At 64.7% G+C, this 18,961-nt stretch carries 16 protein-coding genes; 9 read left to right on the forward strand and 7 right to left on the reverse strand.

Annotated elements, in window-relative coordinates; all coding sequences use genetic code 11:
• Positions 1-182 precede the first annotated feature (182 nt).
• The gene (locus UB48_RS23515; protein ID WP_045201355.1) at positions 183-2,618 is read left to right on the forward strand and encodes a TonB-dependent receptor; all 2,436 of its coding nucleotides are present in this window, start codon (positions 183-185) and stop codon (positions 2,616-2,618) included.
• 1 nt (position 2,619) lies between these two features.
• Here the strand turns inward: UB48_RS23515 and UB48_RS23520 are convergent, their stop codons facing one another.
• On the reverse strand, positions 2,620-3,510 hold the full coding sequence (locus UB48_RS23520) for a LysR family transcriptional regulator (RefSeq protein ID WP_045201356.1): 891 nt from the start codon (positions 3,508-3,510) through the stop codon (positions 2,620-2,622).
• A 100-nt stretch (positions 3,511-3,610) separates the two neighbouring features.
• Here UB48_RS23520 and UB48_RS23525 point away from each other — a divergent pair, with 100 nt between their 5' ends.
• The 6 genes from UB48_RS23525 to UB48_RS23550 all read left to right on the forward strand — a co-directional run bounded on the left by UB48_RS23525 (position 3,611) and on the right by UB48_RS23550 (position 9,172).
• Positions 3,611-4,690, forward strand: coding sequence for an extracellular solute-binding protein (locus tag UB48_RS23525; protein WP_045201357.1), 1,080 nt, complete (start codon positions 3,611-3,613; stop codon positions 4,688-4,690).
• A gap of 21 nt (positions 4,691-4,711) precedes the next feature.
• Positions 4,712-5,671 (forward strand): agmatinase, encoded by a 960-nt coding sequence (speB, locus tag UB48_RS23530; RefSeq protein WP_045201358.1) that lies wholly within the window; start codon positions 4,712-4,714, stop codon positions 5,669-5,671.
• Between the two features lie 125 nt (positions 5,672-5,796).
• Positions 5,797-6,111, forward strand: coding sequence for a hypothetical protein (locus tag UB48_RS23535; protein ID WP_082075502.1), 315 nt, complete (start codon positions 5,797-5,799; stop codon positions 6,109-6,111).
• 30 nt (positions 6,112-6,141) lie between these two features.
• Complete coding sequence (locus UB48_RS23540) at positions 6,142-7,290, forward strand: PQQ-dependent sugar dehydrogenase (RefSeq protein ID WP_045201359.1); 1,149 nt, start codon at positions 6,142-6,144, stop codon at positions 7,288-7,290.
• Positions 7,291-7,458: 168 nt separating this feature from the next.
• Complete coding sequence (gene zapE / locus UB48_RS23545; protein ID WP_045201360.1) at positions 7,459-8,577, forward strand: cell division protein ZapE; 1,119 nt, start codon at positions 7,459-7,461, stop codon at positions 8,575-8,577.
• Between the two features lie 10 nt (positions 8,578-8,587).
• Positions 8,588-9,172 carry a DinB family protein gene (locus UB48_RS23550; RefSeq protein WP_045201361.1) on the forward strand — a complete coding sequence of 195 codons (585 nt, stop codon included), beginning with the start codon at positions 8,588-8,590 and terminating at the stop codon, positions 9,170-9,172.
• Here UB48_RS23550 and UB48_RS23555 read toward each other — a convergent pair.
• Genes UB48_RS23555 through UB48_RS23570 form a run of 4 tightly spaced genes read right to left on the reverse strand, consistent with a single transcriptional unit; the run spans position 9,169 to position 12,625 of the window.
• Entirely contained in the window at positions 9,169-9,603 is a 435-nt protein-coding gene (locus UB48_RS23555; RefSeq protein ID WP_045201362.1) for a YqaA family protein, read from the reverse strand. The two genes, UB48_RS23550 and UB48_RS23555, sit on opposite strands and share 4 nt — an antisense overlap.
• Positions 9,604-9,613: 10 nt before the next feature.
• Positions 9,614-10,042 carry a DUF411 domain-containing protein gene (locus UB48_RS23560; RefSeq protein WP_045201363.1) on the reverse strand — a complete coding sequence of 143 codons (429 nt, stop codon included), beginning with the start codon at positions 10,040-10,042 and terminating at the stop codon, positions 9,614-9,616.
• Between the two features lie 14 nt (positions 10,043-10,056).
• Positions 10,057-10,923: a copper resistance protein B gene (locus UB48_RS23565; RefSeq protein WP_045201364.1), complete on the reverse strand. Its 867-nt coding sequence runs from the start codon at positions 10,921-10,923 to the stop codon at positions 10,057-10,059.
• Positions 10,916-12,625 (reverse strand): copper resistance system multicopper oxidase, encoded by a 1,710-nt coding sequence (locus UB48_RS23570; protein WP_045201365.1) that lies wholly within the window; start codon positions 12,623-12,625, stop codon positions 10,916-10,918. The genes UB48_RS23565 and UB48_RS23570 overlap by 8 nt, the downstream gene beginning before the upstream one ends.
• 156 nt (positions 12,626-12,781) lie before the next feature.
• Here UB48_RS23570 and UB48_RS23575 point away from each other — a divergent pair, with 156 nt between their 5' ends.
• On the forward strand, positions 12,782-13,957 hold the full coding sequence (locus UB48_RS23575) for a sterol desaturase family protein (RefSeq protein WP_256326750.1): 1,176 nt from the start codon (positions 12,782-12,784) through the stop codon (positions 13,955-13,957).
• Between the two features lie 71 nt (positions 13,958-14,028).
• Complete coding sequence (locus tag UB48_RS23580; RefSeq protein WP_045201367.1) at positions 14,029-14,775, forward strand: SDR family oxidoreductase; 747 nt, start codon at positions 14,029-14,031, stop codon at positions 14,773-14,775.
• Here UB48_RS23580 and UB48_RS23585 read toward each other — a convergent pair whose 3' ends face one another.
• The gene (locus UB48_RS23585) at positions 14,776-16,869 is read right to left on the reverse strand and encodes a PAS domain-containing sensor histidine kinase (RefSeq protein WP_045201368.1); all 2,094 of its coding nucleotides are present in this window, start codon (positions 16,867-16,869) and stop codon (positions 14,776-14,778) included.
• Positions 16,870-16,951: 82 nt separating this feature from the next.
• Positions 16,952-18,910 (reverse strand): PoNe immunity protein domain-containing protein, encoded by a 1,959-nt coding sequence (locus UB48_RS28245; RefSeq protein ID WP_275560650.1) that lies wholly within the window; start codon positions 18,908-18,910, stop codon positions 16,952-16,954.
• Positions 18,911-18,961 lie beyond the last annotated feature (51 nt).

Genomic DNA, 18,961 nt, shown 5'->3' on the forward strand with positions numbered 1-18,961 from the left:
AAGCCAGCTCCCACAGGTATTGCATGCACCGTACCTGTGGGAGCTGGCTTGCCAGCGATAGGGTCGTAACTGCGCAAAAAATATTTTCGAATTGCCACTGCAAGTTCTTCTTCGCCCAATCGTCGTAGTGAGACTGATCAGCAATCCATTCTCATTTACAACCATTTGCCTGGAAGAAAACAGTGAAGGGTCCGCTCAAGCCAATCGCCCGTTCCACCGGTTATTTCAAACACGTCCTGCTAGCCTCGACCGCCGTCGCCGCGTTGCTCGGCACCCTGCAGGTGCACGCCGCCGACCCGGTAAAAGCCGCCAGCACCCAACAGGAGCGTGAAGTATCCCTGGACTTGCCTGCGCAGAACCTCGACCAGGCACTGACCGCCTTCGCCGACCAGGCCGGCCTGCACCTGTTGTTCACCAGCCAGGATGTGGCGGGCCGGCAAAGCCCGGCGCTCCAGGGCCGTTACAGCATTGCCCAGGCCTTGCAGAGCCTGCTGGCCGGCAGCGGCATGAGCTGGCAGTTCAGCGCGCAGAATACGGTGATCCTGCGCAAGAGCGCGGCAGCGCAAAGCGTCAGCCTCAAGCCCATCGAAGTCAGCGTCGCCTCGCGTACCAGCACTTCGATCAGCGAAATCCCCGGTACTGTCTGGGTGGTCGACCAGCAGCAACTGCGTGAGCAGATCGACAGCGGCGTCAGCCTCAAGGAAGCTATCGGCAAGCTGGTCCCGGGTCTGGACCTGGCGCCGGAAGGGCGTACCAACTACGGGCAGAACATGCGCGGGCGCAATGTCCTGGTGATGATCGACGGCGTCAGCCAGAACAGCTCGCGGGGTTTGTCGCGCCAGTTTGACAGCATCTCGCCGTTCAACGTCGAGCGCGTCGAAGTGCTCTCCGGGGCCAGTGCCATCTACGGCGGCGGCGCCACCGGCGGCATCATCAATATCGTCACCAAGAAGGGCGAAGCAGGCCCGGCGCGCTTTGAAACCCAGCTGGGTGCCAGCAGCGGCTTCAACAACAGCGACGACCTGTCGACCCGCATCGCCCAGTCGATCAGCGGCGGCAACGAGCGCATCAATGCGCGCCTGGGTGTGTCTGCCGAGCAGAACGAAGCCTTCTACGACGGCGCCGGCGAGCAGATCTTCATCGACAACACCCAGACCGACCTGCAGTACAACCGCACCATCGACGTGCTTGGCAGCCTGGGCCTGAAGTTCAACGACGAGCAGAGCCTCGACCTGCTGGCCCAGTACTACGACTCGGGCAACCACGGCAGCACCGGTATCTACTTTCCCAACCTGAACTACAACGGCCCGTCGGATCTGGAAGACGCCGAACTGCGCGGCGGCTACTCCACCGATCTTGAGCCGCGCACCAAGCGCCTGCTGCTCAACGCCAACTACCACCACAGCGATGTGCTCGGCCAGGACTTCTACCTGCAGGCCTCGTACCGCAAGGAAGACGACAACTTCTACCCGTTCCCGTACTACAACACCGGCAAACCGGCGGGCTCCAAAGGCGTGTACTTTGCCGCCTCGCAGCAGAACTTCGAGGTCAGCAGCCTCAAGGCGCTGTTTGCCAAGCAGTGGGACAGCCTCAAGCTGACCTACGGCGTGGACCTGGACCGTGAGCGTTTCAACGCCGACCAGACCACCTTCAACGCCCTGACGTCGTCCGAAAGCGGTGGCCTGGACCTGGATGAAGCCAGCAAGGCAGCACGCTACCCCAGCTACCGGGTCGACGGCATCTCGGCCTATGCCCAGCTGGACTGGAAGGCGACCGATAACCTGACCTTTTCCGGTGGCGCCCGGCGCCAGCAGATGGACGTCGATGTCGGCGACTTCAAGAACGTGCCCGGCGGCAACAACGACTACCAGGTCAACCTGTTCAACTTCGGCGCCATCTACGACTTCAAGAACGGCCATCAGCTCTGGAGCAACTACGGTGAAGGCTTCGACCTGCCGGACCCGGCCAAGTACTACGGCAAGCCGGGCCTGAGCGTCGAGGACAACCCGCTGGCCGGGATCAAGAGCCGCCAGGTGGAACTGGGCTGGCGCTACGCCGACCTCGACTGGGACGCCCAGGCCGCGGTGTACTACATCTGGTCGGACAAGATCATCACCACCGACATGGCCACTTTGACCATCAATGTCGAAGAGCAGAAAAGCCGCGACTTCGGCTTTGAAGGCGCGCTGACCCGCCACTTCGAAAGCGGCTGGGAGGCCGGTAGCACCCTGCACCTGGTGCGCTCGCAAGAGCAAGACAAAGACGGCGACTGGATCAAGCGCGATGCCCGCTATGCGTCGCTGTCCAAGTCCACCGCTTTCGTCGGCTGGAAGGGCGATGGCCGCAGCGCCCGTTTGCAGGCAAACCACGCCTTCACCCTCAAGGACGATGCCGATCACACGATCAGCGGCTACACCACCTTCGACCTGCTGGGTAGCCAGGACACCGGTTTCGGCACCTTCAGCGCCGGTATCCAGAACCTGCTCGACAAGCAGTACAGCACCGTCTGGGGCCAGCGCGCGACGCTGTTCTATTCGCCGACCTATGGCCCGGCCTATCTCTATGACTACCAGGGCCGTGGCCGCACCTACACCCTGACCTGGTCGCTGGCCTACTGAGTCAGGCGAAGGCGGCCAGCAGGTCGGCTGCGAAGGCCTGCTCGGCATCACTGGCCACCTGGGCGCGGTGGCGCACCAGCACGAACGGCACGGCGAAATCCAGCGCCGGGTCCAGAGCCTGCAACAGGCCGCGCGCGACCCAGGGCTCGGCGTAGTGGCAGGGCAGATAACCGATGTGCCGGCCGGAGAGGATGAAGGCCAGCGCGCCTTCGACCTGCTCGGAACGGGCCGCGCCGCTGGTGCCGTCAAAGGGTTCCTGGCGGCTCTGGAAGCGGTAGGGGTGTTCGACCTGGTCGGCCTGTTGCAAGGCCGCCAGGCTGACCTCGGTTTGCCCGGCCAGCGGATGATGGCTGGCGCAGTACAGGCGCTGGTTTTCTTCGAACAACGGCGTGTAATCGAACGCTGCCTGCTTGCCGGAAAAATAGCCGATGGCCAGGTCCAGACGCTGCTGCAACAGCTGGCGCTCAAGGTCGGCTGGCATGGCGCTGACCAACTCCAGGCGCACCGCCTCGTCACGCTGGCGAAAACGCTCGATGGCCCGCGCCAGGCGCAAGGTCACGGTACTTTCCTGGGCCTCGGAAATGCCGATGCGCACCTCGCCGAGCAAGCGTCCGGCGACGCCGTTGGCCTGATGCCGAAACGCCTCGATCTGCACCAGCAGTTCGCGGGTGGCCTTGAGCAGCACTTCACCCTTTGCGGTCAGGCCAAAGCCGCCCTTGCCGCGGCGGCACAGGCGATAGCCCAGGCGGGTTTCCAGGCGCGCCATCTGCTGGCTGATGCTCGGCTGGCTCAAACCCAGCACGCCCTGGGCGGCGCTGAAGCCGCCGGCCTCGACTACAGTGACGAACAGCCGCAGCAGGTGCAGGTCGAGGTCGTGCAGTTGTCCCAGCATCAAACATTGCTCCTGATGAATGTCAGGTTAACTGACTTGCCATTTTAGTAATGTAACCCGGCAGGCATGCTGGCGGCATCCACTGACAAAGGTGCCCGACATGCGTACATCCCTGTGGTTGTTGTCCCTGGCCCTGGCCTTGCCGGTGCAGGCCGAGGAAAAAGTCCTCAACCTGTACAGCTGGGCCGACTACGTCGCGCCCGAGACCTTGCAGCGCTTCGAGCAAGAAACCGGCTACAAGGTGCGCTACGACACCTTCGACACCACCGAAGTGCTGGAAACCAAGTTGCTCACCGGCGGCAGTGGCTATGACGTGGTGGTGCCATCTTCGAGCCTTTTGGCCCGCGCCCTGGCTGCCGGCGCCTTGCAACCGCTGCAGGCCCAGGCCATGCCCGGCTACGCCAACCTCGATCCGGACCTGCTGGCCAAGCTGGCCGAGGTCGACCCTGGCAACCAGTACGCCGTGCCCTACACCTGGGGCACCCTGGGCCTTGGCATGAACCTTGAGGCGGTGCGCCAACGCCTGGGTGATGTGCCGCTGGACAGCCTCGACCTGTTGTTCAAGCCCGAGTACGCCAGCAAGCTCAAGGATTGCGGGATTGCCATGTCCGACTCGCCTCAGGAGGTGATCGGCGTCGCCCTGCATTACCTTGGCAAGGATCCCTACAGCCGTGACAAGGACGACCTGGCGGCCGCCCAGGCGCTGCTCAAGCAACTGCAGCCGTCGATCAGCTACGTCGCCAACGGCCGGCAGATCAACGACCTGGCCAACGGCAGCGTGTGCCTGGCGCTGACCTACAACGGTGATGCAGCCATGGCCGCCGACCAGGCGCACAAGGCCGGCAAGCCGTACCAGGTGATCTACCGCATCCCCCGCGAAGGCACGCTGATCTGGCAGGACAACCTGGTCGTGCCCAAGGACGCGCCGCACCCAGAAGCGGCCCGCGCCTTCATCGCCTTCATGTTGCGCCCCGATTCGGTGGCGCCACTGACCAACACGCTGTTCTTCGCCAATGCCAACCAGGCCGCCACGCCTCTGGTGGATGAAGCGGTGCGCGGCGACCCGGACATCTACCCCTCGGCCGAAATACGCGCGCGGCTGTTTGCCGACCGCAGCATGAGCCTCGCCGACATGCGCCAGCGCACCCGCCTGTGGACCACCTTCCGTAGCCGCCAATAACAACAAACCAGGAGCCCGACCATGGACCTCGCCCCCGACAACGACCAGGCCATTACCCGCGACAGCCTCTACGGCACCATCGCCGAAAACACCTTTGCCGGTATCACCAGCTTCTCGCGCCGGCGCTACAGCCGCGATTTGCGCGGCGTCGATGTGGTGGTCAGCGGCGTGCCGTTCGACACCGCCACCAGTAACCGCCCGGGTGCGCGCTTCGGCCCGCGGGCGATTCGTGCCGCCTCGGTGCAGCAGGCCTGGGCCCGGCACTGGCCGTGGGAGTTCGACCCCTTCGAGCACCTGGCGGTAATCGACTACGGCGACTGCAACTTCGACTACGGCAGCCCGCACACCGTGCCCGAGAGCATCCAGGCCCATGCCGAGCAGATTCTCGAAGCCGGCTGCGCCATGCTCACCCTGGGCGGCGACCACTTCATCAGCTACCCGCTGCTCAAGGCCCATGCACGCAAACACGGTCCGCTGGCGCTGATTCATTTTGATGCCCACAGCGACACCTGGCCGGACGAGGAGGGCCAGCGTGTCGATCACGGCACCATGTTCTGGCACGCCGCCCGCGAAGGCCTGGTAGACCCGGCGCGCTCGGTGCAGATCGGCCTGCGCACCACCAATGACGATACCCAGGGCTTTGCCGTGCTCGATGCCCGCCAGGTGCATCAACGTGGTACCCAGGCAATCATCGAAGCGATTCGCCAGCGGGTTGGCGAGCAACCGGTGTACCTGACTTTCGACATCGACTGCCTGGACCCGGCCTACGCGCCCGGCACCGGCACCCCGGTGTGTGGCGGCCTGACCACGGTGCAGGCGCTGGAAATCCTCGGTGGGCTGCGCGGCATCAACCTGGTGGGCATGGACCTGGTGGAAGTCGCTCCGGCCTATGACCATGCCGATATCACCGCCCTGGCCGGGGCCACCCTGGCCATGGAAATGCTTTGCCTGTACGCCGCGAAGCATAAGGTCGATGGCTGATCCGGTAACAAAATGAATCACCTGCGGGGCAAATCGAGGTTTCCCGGCGAACCTGTCGCGCCTTAGGCTATCCAACGCTTGGGCGCGCTGGTTTTCGGCGCCGTGTGTTGCCGGAGGTGAATACCGTGAACCGATCGCTGACGGGCCTGGCCATGGCCCTGCTCTTGAGCTCGCCGCTGCAGGCGGCGTCTGTTGCCGCGCCGTTGCAGCTGGCGGCCAGCAACAATAACCCCTACAACAGCCCGATCATGCGCGCCAACCCCAACAGCCGCCAGGGCAGCGTGCCGGCCACGCCGCCGCTGCGCGGCCCGTCGACCCAGCCCAACCCGCGCCCGCCGACCCTCGAGAACCGTGGTATCGGCAATGGCGAAAACATCCGCCGCGAACAGACCACCCCGCGCCTGGAACCCAGCCGGCCGCCGCGCGCGCCCGCACCCTGAATCACAGGCCCTCCCTGGAAGGAATCGCTGATGTCCCCACGCACCTGGCTACCCACCCTGATGACCGCGGCGCTGCTGCCGCTGCTGGCCCATGCCGCGCCCGAGCGCGACTTCAAGAGCGAGGAGGGCAGCGTCAAGGTCAGCACCCTCGCCGAAGGCCTGCGCAATCCCTGGGCCCTGGCGTTCTTGCCGGACGGCCAGGGCATCCTGGTGACCGAGCGCGCCGGCAACCTGCGCATTGTCAGCCCCGAAGGCAAGGTCGGGCCGCCGCTGGGCGGCGTCCCCGAAGTCTGGGCCAAGGGCCAGGGCGGTTTGCTCGACGTGGTGTTGTCACCGACCTTCAAGCAGGACCGGATGGTCTACCTGTCGTATGCCGAAGGTGGTGGGGAGGGCGGCACGGCCGGTACCGCGGTGGGCCGCGGGCGCTTGTCGGCCGACAGCGCCAAGCTTGAAGACTTCAATGTGATCTTCCGCCAGCAGCCCAAGCTCTCCAGCGGCAACCATTTTGGCTCGCGCCTGGTGTTCGACCGCGACGGCTACCTGTTCATCGCCCTGGGCGAGAACAATCAGCGCCCGACCGCCCAGGACCTCGACAAGCTGCAGGGCAAGGTGGTGCGCATCCTCCCGGATGGCACGGTGCCCAAGGACAACCCGTTCGTCGGCCAGGCCAACGTGCGCCCGGAAATCTGGTCGTTTGGCCACCGCAACCAGCAGGGCGCGGCGCTCAACCCCTGGACCGGCGAGCTGTGGACTAACGAGCATGGGCCCCGTGGTGGCGATGAGATCAATATCCCCAAACCCGGCAAGAACTATGGCTGGCCGATCGCTACCCACGGCATCAACTATTCGCTGATGCCGATCCCGGAGGCCAAGGGCGAGCATGTCGAGGGCATGCTCGACCCGCACCATGTCTGGGAGAAGTCCCCGGCCATCAGCGGCATGGCGTTCTACGACAACCCGCGCTTCAAACCCTGGGATCACAGCCTGTTCATCGGCGCCCTGGCGGCGCAGGAACTGATTCGCCTGGAGCTCAAGGGCGACAAGGTGGTGCATGAAGAGCGCCTGCTCGGCGAGCTCAAGGCGCGGATTCGCGACGTGCGGGTAGGGCCGGACGGGTATCTGTACCTGCTTACCGATGAGACGGATGGGGCGCTGCTCAAAGTCGGGCTGGATCTTTAGAGTTGCACCGAGCCCTGTGGGAGCTGGCTTGCCTGCGATCGAGCGCGCAGCGGTCGTAATCCAGGCTGTACTGGCCCCATCGCTGGCAAGCCAGCTCCCACAGGATGCGGGCTTGCCCCATACTGCGCTGCAGCCGCAGAATGCCCCCTTTTGCGACGGACGCCGCGCATGTCCTGCTTCACCGAACAGTCCCCGCTGACCCGCTACCAGCAGGCCATTGCCAGCCAGGGGTTTGTCAGCGATCCGGCCCAGTTGCAGGCCGCCACCGCCCTGCAAACCTGCTTCGAGGCCCTGCAACGCGGCAAAACCCCGCAGGGCGTGTACCTCTGGGGGCCGGTTGGGCGCGGCAAGACCTGGCTCATGGACCAGTTCCACGCCTGCCTGCAGGTTCCGGCCCGGCGCCAGCATTTTCATCACTTCATGCGCTGGGTGCATCAGCGCCTGTTCCAGCTCAATGGCACCGCCGAGCCCTTGCAGGCCCTGGCCTTGTCCCTGGCCGAAGAAATCCGCGTGCTGTGCTTTGACGAGTTGTTCGTCAACGACATCGGCGATGCGATCATTCTCGGCGGGTTGTTCCAGGTGCTGTTCGAGGCCGGGGTGGTGATCGTGGCCACCTCCAACCAGCCGCCCGGGCAGCTCTACAGCGACGGTTTCAACCGCGAGCGCTTCCTGCCGGCGATTGCCGCCATCGAGCAGCATATGCAGGTGGTGGCGGTGGCGGGTGAGCAAGACCATCGCCTGCATCCGGGCGCGCTGATACAGCGTTACTGGATTACCGAGAAAGGCCAGCCCGCAGCCCTGGCGCAGGTCTTCGAGCAACTGCGCGGTGAGCAAGCGGCGACTGAACAACCCTTGCTGATCGGCTCACGCCAGCTCAGCGTGGTGCAACGCTGTGAGACGGTGCTCTGGTGCCGCTACGCCGACCTGTGTGAGCAACCCTTCGCCGCCATGGATTTCATGGCCCTGTGCGACCGCTTCCAGGCCATTCTGCTCGGCGAGGTACCGGCGCTCGGCGCCCGCCAGCGCCCGGCGAAGATTGCCCGCGGCACCGAGGACGGCGCCCGGCGGGTGGTCGCCGGGGACCGTGAGTTGCCGCAACTGTCGGTACATGACGACAGCGTGCGGCGCTTCATCGCCCTGGTCGATGAATGCTACGACCGGCGGATCGCCCTGTACCTGGAAGCCGAGGTCGCCCTGGAAGCGCTCTACACTGAAGGGTATCTGGAGTTCCCGTTCCGGCGTACGCTCAGCCGCTTGCGGGAGATGCAACTGCAACGCTTCTGCTGAGGAATCGATCATGGCCGAGCCTCTTTCGCGCCACCTGCTGACCATGGCCTACCAGAACGGCTGGGCCAACCACCGGGTGTACAAGGCCTGCAGGCAACTGAGCCAGGATGAGTTCGTCGCCCCGCGGGCGAGCTTCTTCCCGTCGATCAAGGCCACCCTCAACCATATTCTTACGGTCGATTGGTTCTATTTGCAGGCCCTGGAGTGCGAGCAGCGCGGCGAAGCGCCCGACCCGGACAGCGAGCGCTTCTTCGAGCCCGAGGAGCCATACTCAACCTGCCTGGAACTGCACGCCGAACAGTTGCAGGCCGATCACCGCCTGATCGCTTACTGCAGCCAGTTACGTGACGACCAGTTGCAGCGCTATGTGAACATCGTGCGCCCCGACTGGGTGCAGCGCGAACAACGCCTGCGCCTGCTCTCGCACCTGTTCGAGCACCAGATCCACCACCGTGGCCAGGTGCACGCGATGCTCAGCGACACCGCGGTGCGCCCACCGCAACTGGATGAATTCTTTTGTGAGGATGAAGCGCACCTGCGCGCCCAGGACTTTGCCGAACTGGGCTGGACCGAAGCGCAGATCTGGGGGCGTTAGTGCTGCATCCAGCCCAGCGTCAGCAGCGCCAGCACCAGGTAGCGGCCGGCTTTGGCGAGGGTGACCAGCACTAAAAAGCGCCAGAACGGCTCGCGCATGATCCCGGCAATCAGCGTCAACGGGTCGCCGATCACCGGCATCCAGCTCAGCAGCAGCGACCACTGGCCATAGCGCTGGTAGCGTTGCTGGGCCTTTGCCAGTTGCTCGGACTTGAACGGGAACCAGCGCTTGTCGCGCAGGTGCTCGATGCCGCGGCCCAGCAGCCAGTTGACGATCGAACCGAGCACGTTGCCGGCGGTGGCGATCAGCAACAGGCTGACCAGCGCCTCAGGTTCGCGCAGCAGCAGGCCGACCAGCACCGCTTCCGATTGCAGCGGCAGCAAGGTGGCTGCGCCGAAGGCGCTGAGAAACAGCGCCCAATAGCTGAGCATCAAGGCCGGATCAGTAGTTGGCGACCACTTCGTCCTTGCCCTCAAGGGTCAGACCGATGACCTGGTAGGCGTCCTTGTGGTCGCCCATTTCCATGCCCGGCGAGCCCATGGGCATGCCCGGTACGGCCAGGCCCTTGAGGTCGGGACGCTTGCTCAGCAGCTTGATCTGCTCGGCCGGCACATGGCCTTCGACGAACTTGCCGTCGATCACCCCGGTATGGCACGAGGCCAGGCGCGGCTCGACGCCCAGGCGCTGCTTGAGCGCGCTCATGTTCGGCTCGACATGGTCGTTGACCGTGTAGCCGTTGTCGTGCAGGTGCTTGATCCAGTCCTTGCAGCAACCGCAGTTGGGGTCACGGTAGACATCGATGGTCGGCCCGGCCTGGGCCAGGGTGCTCAGGGCCAGCAGGCCGAAGGCGACGATTTTCTTGCTCAGCATGTACTTCTCCACTTCTAGAAACGCAGGCGAACTCCAGCGACCAGGCGGGTCTGGCCGATGTCGCCGTGCTCATCACGGATTTGCTCGGCGTTGTTGCCGTAGGCCCGGTTGACGCTGATGCCCAGGTACGGGGCAACGCCACGGGTGATTTCGTAGCGCAGGCGCAGGCCAATCTCGCTGTCGGCAAGGCCACTGCCCTGGTCCCGGGTGGCGTCGTTGCGGCCATAGAAATTGGCCTCCAGCGACGGTTCGAGGATCCAGCGATTGCTCAGCAGGATAGCGTAACTGCTCTCCAGGCGCAGCGCGGTTTGCTGACGTTCGCCGGCATACAGGGTGGCTTGCAGCTCCAGCCCGTACAGCGGCGTGCCCTGGATGCCGAAGGCGGCCCAGGTCTGGCCAGTGGCCGGCTTGAAGTCCTGGCGCAGGCCACCGACCAGCTCCCACCAGGGGCTGATGGCATGGCCCCAGAGCGCCTGCAGTTCGGCCTTGTGGGTCACGCCCTGTTCGCGTTCGCCTTCGCTGCGCAGCCACAGGCGGTCGACATCGCCGCCGATCCAGGCGTTGGCGTCCCACTTCAGGGCGCTGCTGTTGTCGAAGTTCTGGTACTCCAGTTGCTCGACCGTCACGGCCCAGTTGGTCTGCTGGTCGTGGACCTGATGACCAGGCAGGGGCGGGAAGGCCGCCTGGCGGTCGGCGTCGGTGATCGGCCGTAACGGTGTGCGCGGCGAATCGGACGCCATGCTGTGGTTCATGCCTTGCTGGGGCATGGCACCGTGGCCCATGGCGGCGTGATCCATCGCCTCGGCACGGGTCTCTTCACTGGCCAGCAGGGCGAGCAGGGCGAGGCCGCCGAACAGCGGCCGAACAATGGGCTTATTCATCGACGCGTACCTCGCGGAACATGCCCATCTCCATGTGGTAGAGCAGGTGGCAATGATAGGCCCAGCGGCCCAGGGCGTCGGCGCTGACCCGGTAGCTACGGCGGCTGCCCGGCGGGATGTCGAGGGTGTGCTTACGCACCTGAAAGCGCCCGTGTTCGTCTTCCAGGTCACTCCACAGGCCATGCAGGTGGATCGGGTGGGCCATCATCGTGTCGTTGACCAGGGTGATGCGCAGGCGCTCGCCGTAGGTCAGGCGCAGCGGCTCGGCGTCGGAGAACTTGATGCCGTTGAACGACCAGGCGAAGCGCTCCATGTGTCCGGTCAGGTGCAGTTCGATTTCCCGGGACGGCTCGCGGCCATCGGGGTCGGCGAAGGTGCTTTTCAGGTCGGCGTAGGTCAGCACCCGGCGGCCGTTGTTGCGCAGGCCAATCCCTGGGTCGGCGAGGTTGGGCCTGGGGTTCATGGTCTGCATGTCCACCAGCGGGTTGCCGCTTTCGCTGGCTGGGTGTTGCTGCATGCCGGTCATTTTCGAATGGTCCATGCCGGCCATCTGGCTGTGGTCCATGGCGCCCATCCCGGCCATGGCGCCGTGGCCCATATCGGCCATGGTCAGGATGGGGCGTGGGTCCGGCTCTGGCACCTCGGCGCTCAGCCCGTTGCTGCGCGCCAGGGTACCGCGGGCGTAGCCGCTGCGGTCCATGCTCTGCGCGTACAGGGTATAGGCGGGCAGGTCGCCGACCCGCACCAGCACGTCATAGGTTTCGGCCACGGCGATGCGCAGTTCATCGACCTCGACTGGCTCCACCGGCTGGCCATCGGCGGCGATCACCGTCAGCTTAAGGCCCGGAATGCGAAAGTCGAAATAGCTCATCGCCGAGCCGTTGATCAGGCGCAGGCGCACAGTGTCGCCGGGCTGGAACAGGCAGGTGAAGTTGCCATTCGGCGGCTGGCCGTTGAGCAGGTAGGTGTAGGTAGCGGCGCTGATGTCGGCAAGGTCGGTGGGGCTCATGCGCATGGCCGCCCAGGCCTTGCGTTCGGCGACGGTTTGCTGCCAGCCATCTCTGGCGACATCGTCGATGAAGTCGCCAACGGTGCGCTTGTGGTAGTTGAAGGCGTCGGACTGCTTTTTCAGGGTCGCCATCAGCGCCTCGGGAGCCTGGTCGCTCCAGTCGCTGAGCAGCAGCACGTAGTCGCGCTGGTAGCGATGGGCTTCGGGCTGCCTGGGTTCGATGACGATCGCGCCGTAGACCCCGGCCTGTTCCTGCAGGCCGCAATGGCTGTGGTACCAGTAGGTGCCGCTCTGCTCCAGAGTGAATCGGTAAAGGTATTCGCCACCGGGCTCGATGCCGGCAAAGCTCAGGCCCGGCACACCATCCATGTTGGCCGGGAGGATGATCCCGTGCCAGTGCAGCGAGGTCGACTCGTTCAGGCGGTTGCGCACCCGCAGGGTCACGCTGTCGCCCTCCCGCCAGCGCAGGGTCGGGCCGGGCAGGCTGTTGTTGATGGTCAGCGCCGTACGCGGGCGGCCGGTAACGTTGACCGGGGTCTGGCCGATGAACAGCTCGAAGTGCTCGCCGCTCAGCTCATTGGCAAACACAGGGGGCGCAGCAAATGCCGGCAAGCGCCAGAGGCCGAGGCCGGCCAGGGCGCTGCCGGCGGCGAAGCCCTTGACGAAGGTGCGGCGGGTCGGGTGTCGAAGCATGGCTGCCATTCCAGGGGCGGGGATGGCACGACCTTAGCCAGTGCTGACTGTCAGCAAACTGAGCAGCGCATTACAGATTTGTCAGCTGGCCCGGCAGGTACGCGTTCACTTGTGGCCGCAGGTCGGTATACTCCGCGCCGCACGGAGCCCACCACTATGAAGGATCAGCGATTCATGCAGGCAATCAAGGCCTATTTCAAACGCCACGGCCACGACCCGTTCAAGCTCGGCCAGGGGCGTATCAGCGGCTACCTCTCGGCCGCCCTGGGGCTGCTCAGCCTGCTGGCGGTGTTGTGCTTCCTGTTTCCGCAGTGGCTGACCTTTGCCGAGTTTCGCAAGGTCTATAGCGTGCACTTTGCCCGTACCGCGCTGCTGATCGGGCTGATCCTGGCCTTCGCCCTGGGCACCCTGAACATCCTCCTCAACAAGCGCAAGCGCCTGGGCTTTACCGGCATCAGTGCGGCAGGCCTGGCGATGTTTCTCGGCGGCACCAACATCCAGACCGAAACCATCGGCCAGACCCCGTACTCGCTGGGCCTGGACTGGTTTGTACTCGCTCTGCTGGTATCGGCGGTGATCTTCATCCCGCTGGAAAAACTCTACGCCAAGGACCCGCAGCAAAACATCCTGCGCCCGCACTGGCGCACCGACCTCAGCTACTTCTTCGTCAGCCATATGCTGGTGCAGTTCATCCTCATCTTTGTCACCGCCTCGTCCAGCTGGCTGGCCGGCTGGGTGCTGTCCGATACCTTGCAGGCCAAGGTGCAAAGCCTGCCGATCGTGGTGCAGTTCTTGCTCGCGGTGTTCGTCGCCGACCTCGGCCAGTACTGGCTGCACCGCTTGTATCACGTGGTGCCGTGGATGTGGCGCTTTCATGCCGTGCATCATTCGAGCACGCACATGGACTGGCTGGCCGGTTCGCGCATTCATTTCTGCGAGATCCTTCTGACCCGCACCGGGGTGTTGGCGCCGCTGATCCTGCTGGGCTTTTCGCCCCAGGCGATGAACGCTTACGTGATCCTGGTCGGTGTGCAGGCGGTGCTCGCCCATGCCAACGTGCGTATCGACGGCGGCTGGCTCAACTACCTGCTGGTACTGCCGCGCTATCACCACTGGCACCACGCCCGGCACAAGGATTACATCTACAAGAACTATGCGATCCATACGCCGCTGGTGGACATGCTGTTCGGCACCTTCAAGCTGCCGCCCAAGGAATGGCCGGCGCGATACGGCGTGTTCGGCAAGGACCTGCCTGAAGGTATCGTGCGCCAGCACCTGTACCCGCTGCGCAAGGCCGAACCCAAGGCACCGGTACCGCCACCGGCTGCCTGAAGCGGCTTTGTGCCCGGCCCCTGACTGCGTTAGCCTTGAGGGGTCAACGCCATTGGGGGCAAGGAGTATCCATGGACAAGGTTATCGTGATCACCGGCGCCAGCCGCGGCATTGGCGCCGCCACCGCACGCCTGGCCGCGCGCGCCGGTTACCGTATCTGCATCAATTACCTGCGTGACGACGAAGCCGCCCAGCGGGTGCTGGCCGAGGTCCGTGAACTGGGTGCCGAGGCCATTGCGGTGAAGGCCGACGTCAGTGTCGAGGACGAGATCGTCCAGCTGTTCCAGCGCGTCGATGCCGAGCTGGGCCCGGTCACTGCGCTGGTCAACAACGCCGGCACCATCGGCCACCAGAGTCGGGTCGAAGAGGTGTCGGAGTTTCGCCTGCTCAAGCTGATGAAGACCAACGTGGTCGGGCCGATGCTGTGCGCCAAGCACGCGCTGCAGCGTATGTCGACCCGCCATGGCGGGCAGGGCGGCAGCATCGTCAACGTCTCGTCGGTGGCCGCGCGCCTGGGCTCGCCTAACGAATACGTCGACTATGCCGCCTCCAAGGGCGCGCTGGATACCTTCACCGTCGGCCTGGCCAAGGAAGTGGCCGGCGAAGGGGTACGGGTCAATGCCGTGCGCCCGGGTTACATCTTTACCGACTTCCACGCCCTCAGCGGCGACCCGCAGCGGGTCAGCAAGCTTGCGCCGGGCATCCCCATGGGCCGCGGCGGGCAGGCCGAGGAAGTCGCCGAGGCGATCCTCTGGCTGCTGTCAGACCAGGCCTCGTATTCCACCGGCAGCTTTCTGGACCTGGGCGGCGGGCGCTGATCAGCCGATCATTTCCTCGATACGCTGGGCCAGGGTGTCGAGGCTGAACGGCTTGGTCAGCACCCGGGTAGTGGGCTCGAACACGCCGCTGCCGAGCACCGCCTGCTCGGCGTAGCCGGTGATGAACAACACTTTCAATCCGGGCCGCAATTGGCGGGCGGCGGCCACCAGTTGCTGGCCGTTCATGCCGCCGGGCATGCCGACATCGCTGATCAACAAGTCGACGCCGGCGCCATTTTGCAATGCCGCCAGGGCGCTGTGGCCGTCGGCGAATTCTATCCTGGCGCAACCCAGTTCCTCGAGCACTTCGCCGACCAGCATGCGAATGGTTGCTTCGTCATCGACCAGCATCACCGTCATGTCGCGCAGTTCACGTTGCGGGCGGGCCGTTGGTTTCGCTTCGCTAAGCGGCAGGCTGGCGCTGTCCAGGCGCGGCAGGTACAGGTGCACGCTGGTGCCCTGGCCAGGTTCCGAATACACCCGCACCTGGCCACCGGACTGACGGACGAAACCATAGACCATCGACAGCCCCAGGCCCGTCCCCTGGCCCACCGGCTTGGTGGTGAAGAACGGATCGAAGGCGCGCGCCAGTACCTGGGGCGGCATGCCGCTGCCGTTATCGCTGACGCTTAAGGCCAGGTAGTCACCGGGCTTGAGGTCCAGGTGCGCGGCGACTTGCTCATCGGCCGGCAGATGACGGGTCTCGATGCTGATCCGGCCCCCGCCCGGCATGGCGTCGCGGGCGTTGATGCACAGGTTGAGCAGGGCGTTTTCCAGTTGCGAGGCGTCGATGTTGGCTCGGCAGGATGCGCTAGAGGTAAACACCTCGATGTCGATGTGCGGGCCGACGCTGCGGCGGATCAGCTCAAGCATGCCGCCGACCAGGCGATTGACGTCGATGGTGCGCGGTTCCAGGGTCTGGCGCCGGGAAAAGGCCAGCAGCCGGTGAACCAGGGATGCGGCGCGGTTGCACACATCCTGGGCGGTGCGCAGGTAGGGGGCGATCTGTTCATGGCGCCCGCGCCCGAGCAGGTTGCGCGACAGTTCGAGCGAGCCGCTGATGCCGGTCAGCAGGTTGTTGAAGTCATGGGCGATGCCGCCGGTGAGCTGGCCGACCGCTTCCATTTTCTGCGCCTGGCGCAGGGCTTCTTCAGTCTTGCGCAGGCGTTTTTGCTCGCCGATCCGCTCGCTGATGTCGTAGGCGAACAGGTAAGCGCCGATCAGTTGCCCGTTGCTGTCATGCAGCGGGCTGAACCGCAGTTCGTAGTGGCGATGCTGCTCGCCCTCGCCAAATTCGGCAACCTCGACGAATGCCTCACCTTTGAGTGCCCGATGCCATAGTTGCAGGCCCCGGGCGCAGTCTTCGGCTCGGCTGGCCATGAGTGTCGGCAGGCTGTCGCCGACGCTGGGTATCTGCTCGAAAATTCGCTGGAATTCGTCACGCGCGGCGCGGTTGATAGCCAGCCAGCGTATGTCCAGATCGACCACCTGGATTTGCGCCAGGGTCGCCTCGACCACATCGGTGAGGATCTTGCGCTCTGCCAGCGCCTGGGCCACCCGCAGTTCAAGCTCCTGGTTGAGGCGCTTGAGTTCGGATTCGGCACGTTTGCGCGCGGTGACATCCTGGAACAGCACGGCGACCTGCTTGCGGCTGGCCGGCTCCAGGCGAAAGGCGCAGATGTCCAGGTGGCGGCCGGTGGCTACCAGCTCCTGCTCGAAGCGGATCGGATTGCCGCTGTGCAGCACCGGTCCATAGCGGGCAATCCATCCATCGGCCTCATCGGGCACCATCTCTCGCAGCTTCTGCCCGACCACATTGTCGATCCCGGCATGCTTGGCGTAGGCGGCGTTGGCTTCGATATGCACGTAGTCACTGAGCGGGCCATGGGGGCCGTCGAAGAACTCGATGATGCAAAAGCCTTCGTCCATGGCCTCGAACAGAAAGCGATAACGCTGCTGGGTATCGGCCAGGGCCTGCTGGTCAGGTGCAGGCCCGGCGCGGCTGCGCTCGGCGAGCTGGGCTGTGAGCAGATTGTTCTGCTGCTGCAACTGCTCAAGTTGCTGGCGCAGGGACTGCAGTTCGCTCGACGGCATGCGCGTGTTCCGGCCTGGGGATAGTGGCAAATGTAGCGTCCCGCGCAGCACTCAACAACTGCGCGGCCCCAGGTCAAGCGCTTCAGTGGCCGTGATAGCGCGCGCTGGCCCATTCCCACCAGAGGGCGTTGAGTTCGCAGTAGGGGGCAATGCGCCCGGTGGTTTCGGCGTACAGGTCGTCGCGGTCGAGTTTCGCCGGGATGAAGCCCAGGCTGCGCAGGTCGCGGTCGATCAGCGCCGCGCTGCTGGCCAGGGCCTTGATCGGCTGGCGCGGGTAGGGGCGCGGGTCTTCACCGTAATACACCTTGGCCGGGCCGAAAGGTACGCCCTCCAGGCGAGTATGACCGAGGTTGTTCAAAAAGCCTTCGGCAATGCTGCCGTCGGCGAAGATCACCTTGTAGGCCGCGCCGGGTACACCGCCGAGCTTGCCGTCGTCCAGGCTCAGCTCCAGCCAGTTGCTGGTGGCTGCCGGGTTGATTTGCTCGCGGCTGAGTTTGCCGCCATCACTGGCCGCTGGGTGGGTATTGAGCGTTCCGTGCTCGCGCAGGTTATCGACACGCCGCGACTGCGGTTTGCTGGTTTGCGCCGGCACGCGGGTGCTGCTGCCCGAGGCTTGCGCCGAGCTGTTGCGCTGCACGGCAAGCCAGGGCATCAGGCGTTCGTCGATGCGTTCGATCAGGTCGTCAAGGTGTTCACCAGCCTGTTCCAGGTCGCTCAGCACCAGGGCCTGGCGCTGCGCGTCGAGGGCCAGGAAGGTCGCACTGGCGCTGACCGCAGCGATGATTTGCGCAAGCTCGCTGCGTAGCAGCTCGGCGTCCAGGCTCTCTTCGAGCAGGGCATCCGGGCTGGTCTTCAGTTTGCAGTTGAGCAGTACGTGGCGCAGCAGGTCATAAAGCTGCTCGGCATGCTTTTGCGGGTCGCGATTGACCAGGCGCAATACCCGTTTGAGCCCGTGGCCAGGGCCTGGGACCCAGCCAAGCAGGGCCAGGGCGAGGTCGAAGAAAGCCTCGTCTTCCTCCTGCTGGTCGGCCGCCAGGTTCAGGGCCAGGATCGCTTCGACGGTGTCGTAGGCACTCAGGGCCTGGGCCAGGTGCGGGATGCTGCCGGCATCGATGGCGTCGGACAAGGTGACGCCGGCGGCCTTGATGTCGTAGGCAAAGTCTTCGTCGCTGTCGTCTTCGTCGTCTTCGTCGTCTTCGTCGTCTTCGTCGATCAGCTCTTCTTCGTCCTCCTCCTGATCGTCTTCAGCGTCGCCCAGGCACTCCCAGCGAATGCCCTGGTAGGCGGGCAGGCTGCGCGCGTGCGCGAGCAGCTCATGGGGGAAGATCACGTGCAGCAGTTCGCGGGTATCGATGCCGTAGAGCAGGGCCACTGCCGCGGCCTCGAATGACCAGTAGCCGACGTAACCGCTGATATCGTCGCCATGGGTGTCGTACCAGCTGGCGTGCTCAAAGTGCTCGTACCACTGCTCGCAGTAGTCCTGCAGGCGGCTGGCCGCTTGCTCGGGGCTGGTGGCATAGATGGTTTGCACCAACGGCGTGGCGTAGTCCTGGTACCACGCATCGACGTCGTAACGGTCGGGCAGGACCCGACTCAGCAGGTCTTCATAGAGGGTGTCTTCTTCGGCATAGCCGCCGTTGTCCATCAGCGTGACGAAGCGCTCGAGCAGGTCCTGGCGATCGAGCAGAATGCACAGGCTGATGACCTGCATGCATTCGTGGTGTTCTTCACTATCGCCCAGATTCAGCGGGGCGACGTCGGCTTGCTCGGTGTACACGGCCATCTTGCGTTGCAGTTGCTCGTACTCGGCGACCAGCGCTTCGAGCAAGGCGGGCAGGGCGTCGATGTCAACGCCGGCGGTATAGCTGATCAGCAGTTTGTCCAGCGCCAGGCCCTTGAGGCTCTTGCCGCTGAACACTGCCTCTTGCTCGTCGGAGTCGGCTTGCAGGCGATTGTCGCGCAGGAATGCACGGCTTTCTTCGTCGTGTTCGAGGAAGCGCTCGTAACGCTGCGGCGTAAGAAAATGCTGTCGCTTGTGCATGCCATCCATCCCTGGGAAATTCGAGCGCGCAGGGTGCCGCAAGCGCGCTCG

This window comes from Pseudomonas sp. 2(2015), from assembly GCF_000955865.1.
In the GTDB taxonomy this organism is placed as follows: Bacteria; Pseudomonadota; Gammaproteobacteria; order Pseudomonadales; family Pseudomonadaceae; genus Aquipseudomonas.

Excerpts from the sequence above, each read along its gene's own strand:
- UB48_RS23540 (WP_045201359.1), top strand. The coding sequence starts at position 6,142 with ATGTCCCCACGCACCTGGCTACCCACCCTGATGACCGCGGCGCTGCTG.
- UB48_RS23550 (WP_045201361.1), top strand. The coding sequence starts at position 8,588 with ATGGCCGAGCCTCTTTCGCGCCACCTGCTGACCATGGCCTACCAGAAC.
- UB48_RS23585 (WP_045201368.1), bottom strand. The coding sequence starts at position 16,869 with ATGCCGTCGAGCGAACTGCAGTCCCTGCGCCAGCAACTTGAGCAGTTG.
- UB48_RS28245 (WP_275560650.1), bottom strand. The coding sequence starts at position 18,910 with ATGCACAAGCGACAGCATTTTCTTACGCCGCAGCGTTACGAGCGCTTC.
- UB48_RS23580 (WP_045201367.1), top strand. The coding sequence starts at position 14,029 with ATGGACAAGGTTATCGTGATCACCGGCGCCAGCCGCGGCATTGGCGCC.
- UB48_RS23555 (WP_045201362.1), bottom strand. The coding sequence starts at position 9,603 with ATGCTCAGCTATTGGGCGCTGTTTCTCAGCGCCTTCGGCGCAGCCACC.
- UB48_RS23525 (WP_045201357.1), top strand. The coding sequence starts at position 3,611 with ATGCGTACATCCCTGTGGTTGTTGTCCCTGGCCCTGGCCTTGCCGGTG.
- UB48_RS23560 (WP_045201363.1), bottom strand. The coding sequence starts at position 10,042 with ATGCTGAGCAAGAAAATCGTCGCCTTCGGCCTGCTGGCCCTGAGCACC.
- UB48_RS23520 (WP_045201356.1), bottom strand. The coding sequence starts at position 3,510 with ATGCTGGGACAACTGCACGACCTCGACCTGCACCTGCTGCGGCTGTTC.
- speB (WP_045201358.1), top strand. The coding sequence starts at position 4,712 with ATGGACCTCGCCCCCGACAACGACCAGGCCATTACCCGCGACAGCCTC.
- UB48_RS23565 (WP_045201364.1), bottom strand. The coding sequence starts at position 10,923 with ATGAATAAGCCCATTGTTCGGCCGCTGTTCGGCGGCCTCGCCCTGCTC.
- UB48_RS23570 (WP_045201365.1), bottom strand. The coding sequence starts at position 12,625 with ATGCTTCGACACCCGACCCGCCGCACCTTCGTCAAGGGCTTCGCCGCC.
- zapE (WP_045201360.1), top strand. The coding sequence starts at position 7,459 with ATGTCCTGCTTCACCGAACAGTCCCCGCTGACCCGCTACCAGCAGGCC.
- UB48_RS23575 (WP_256326750.1), top strand. The coding sequence starts at position 12,782 with ATGAAGGATCAGCGATTCATGCAGGCAATCAAGGCCTATTTCAAACGC.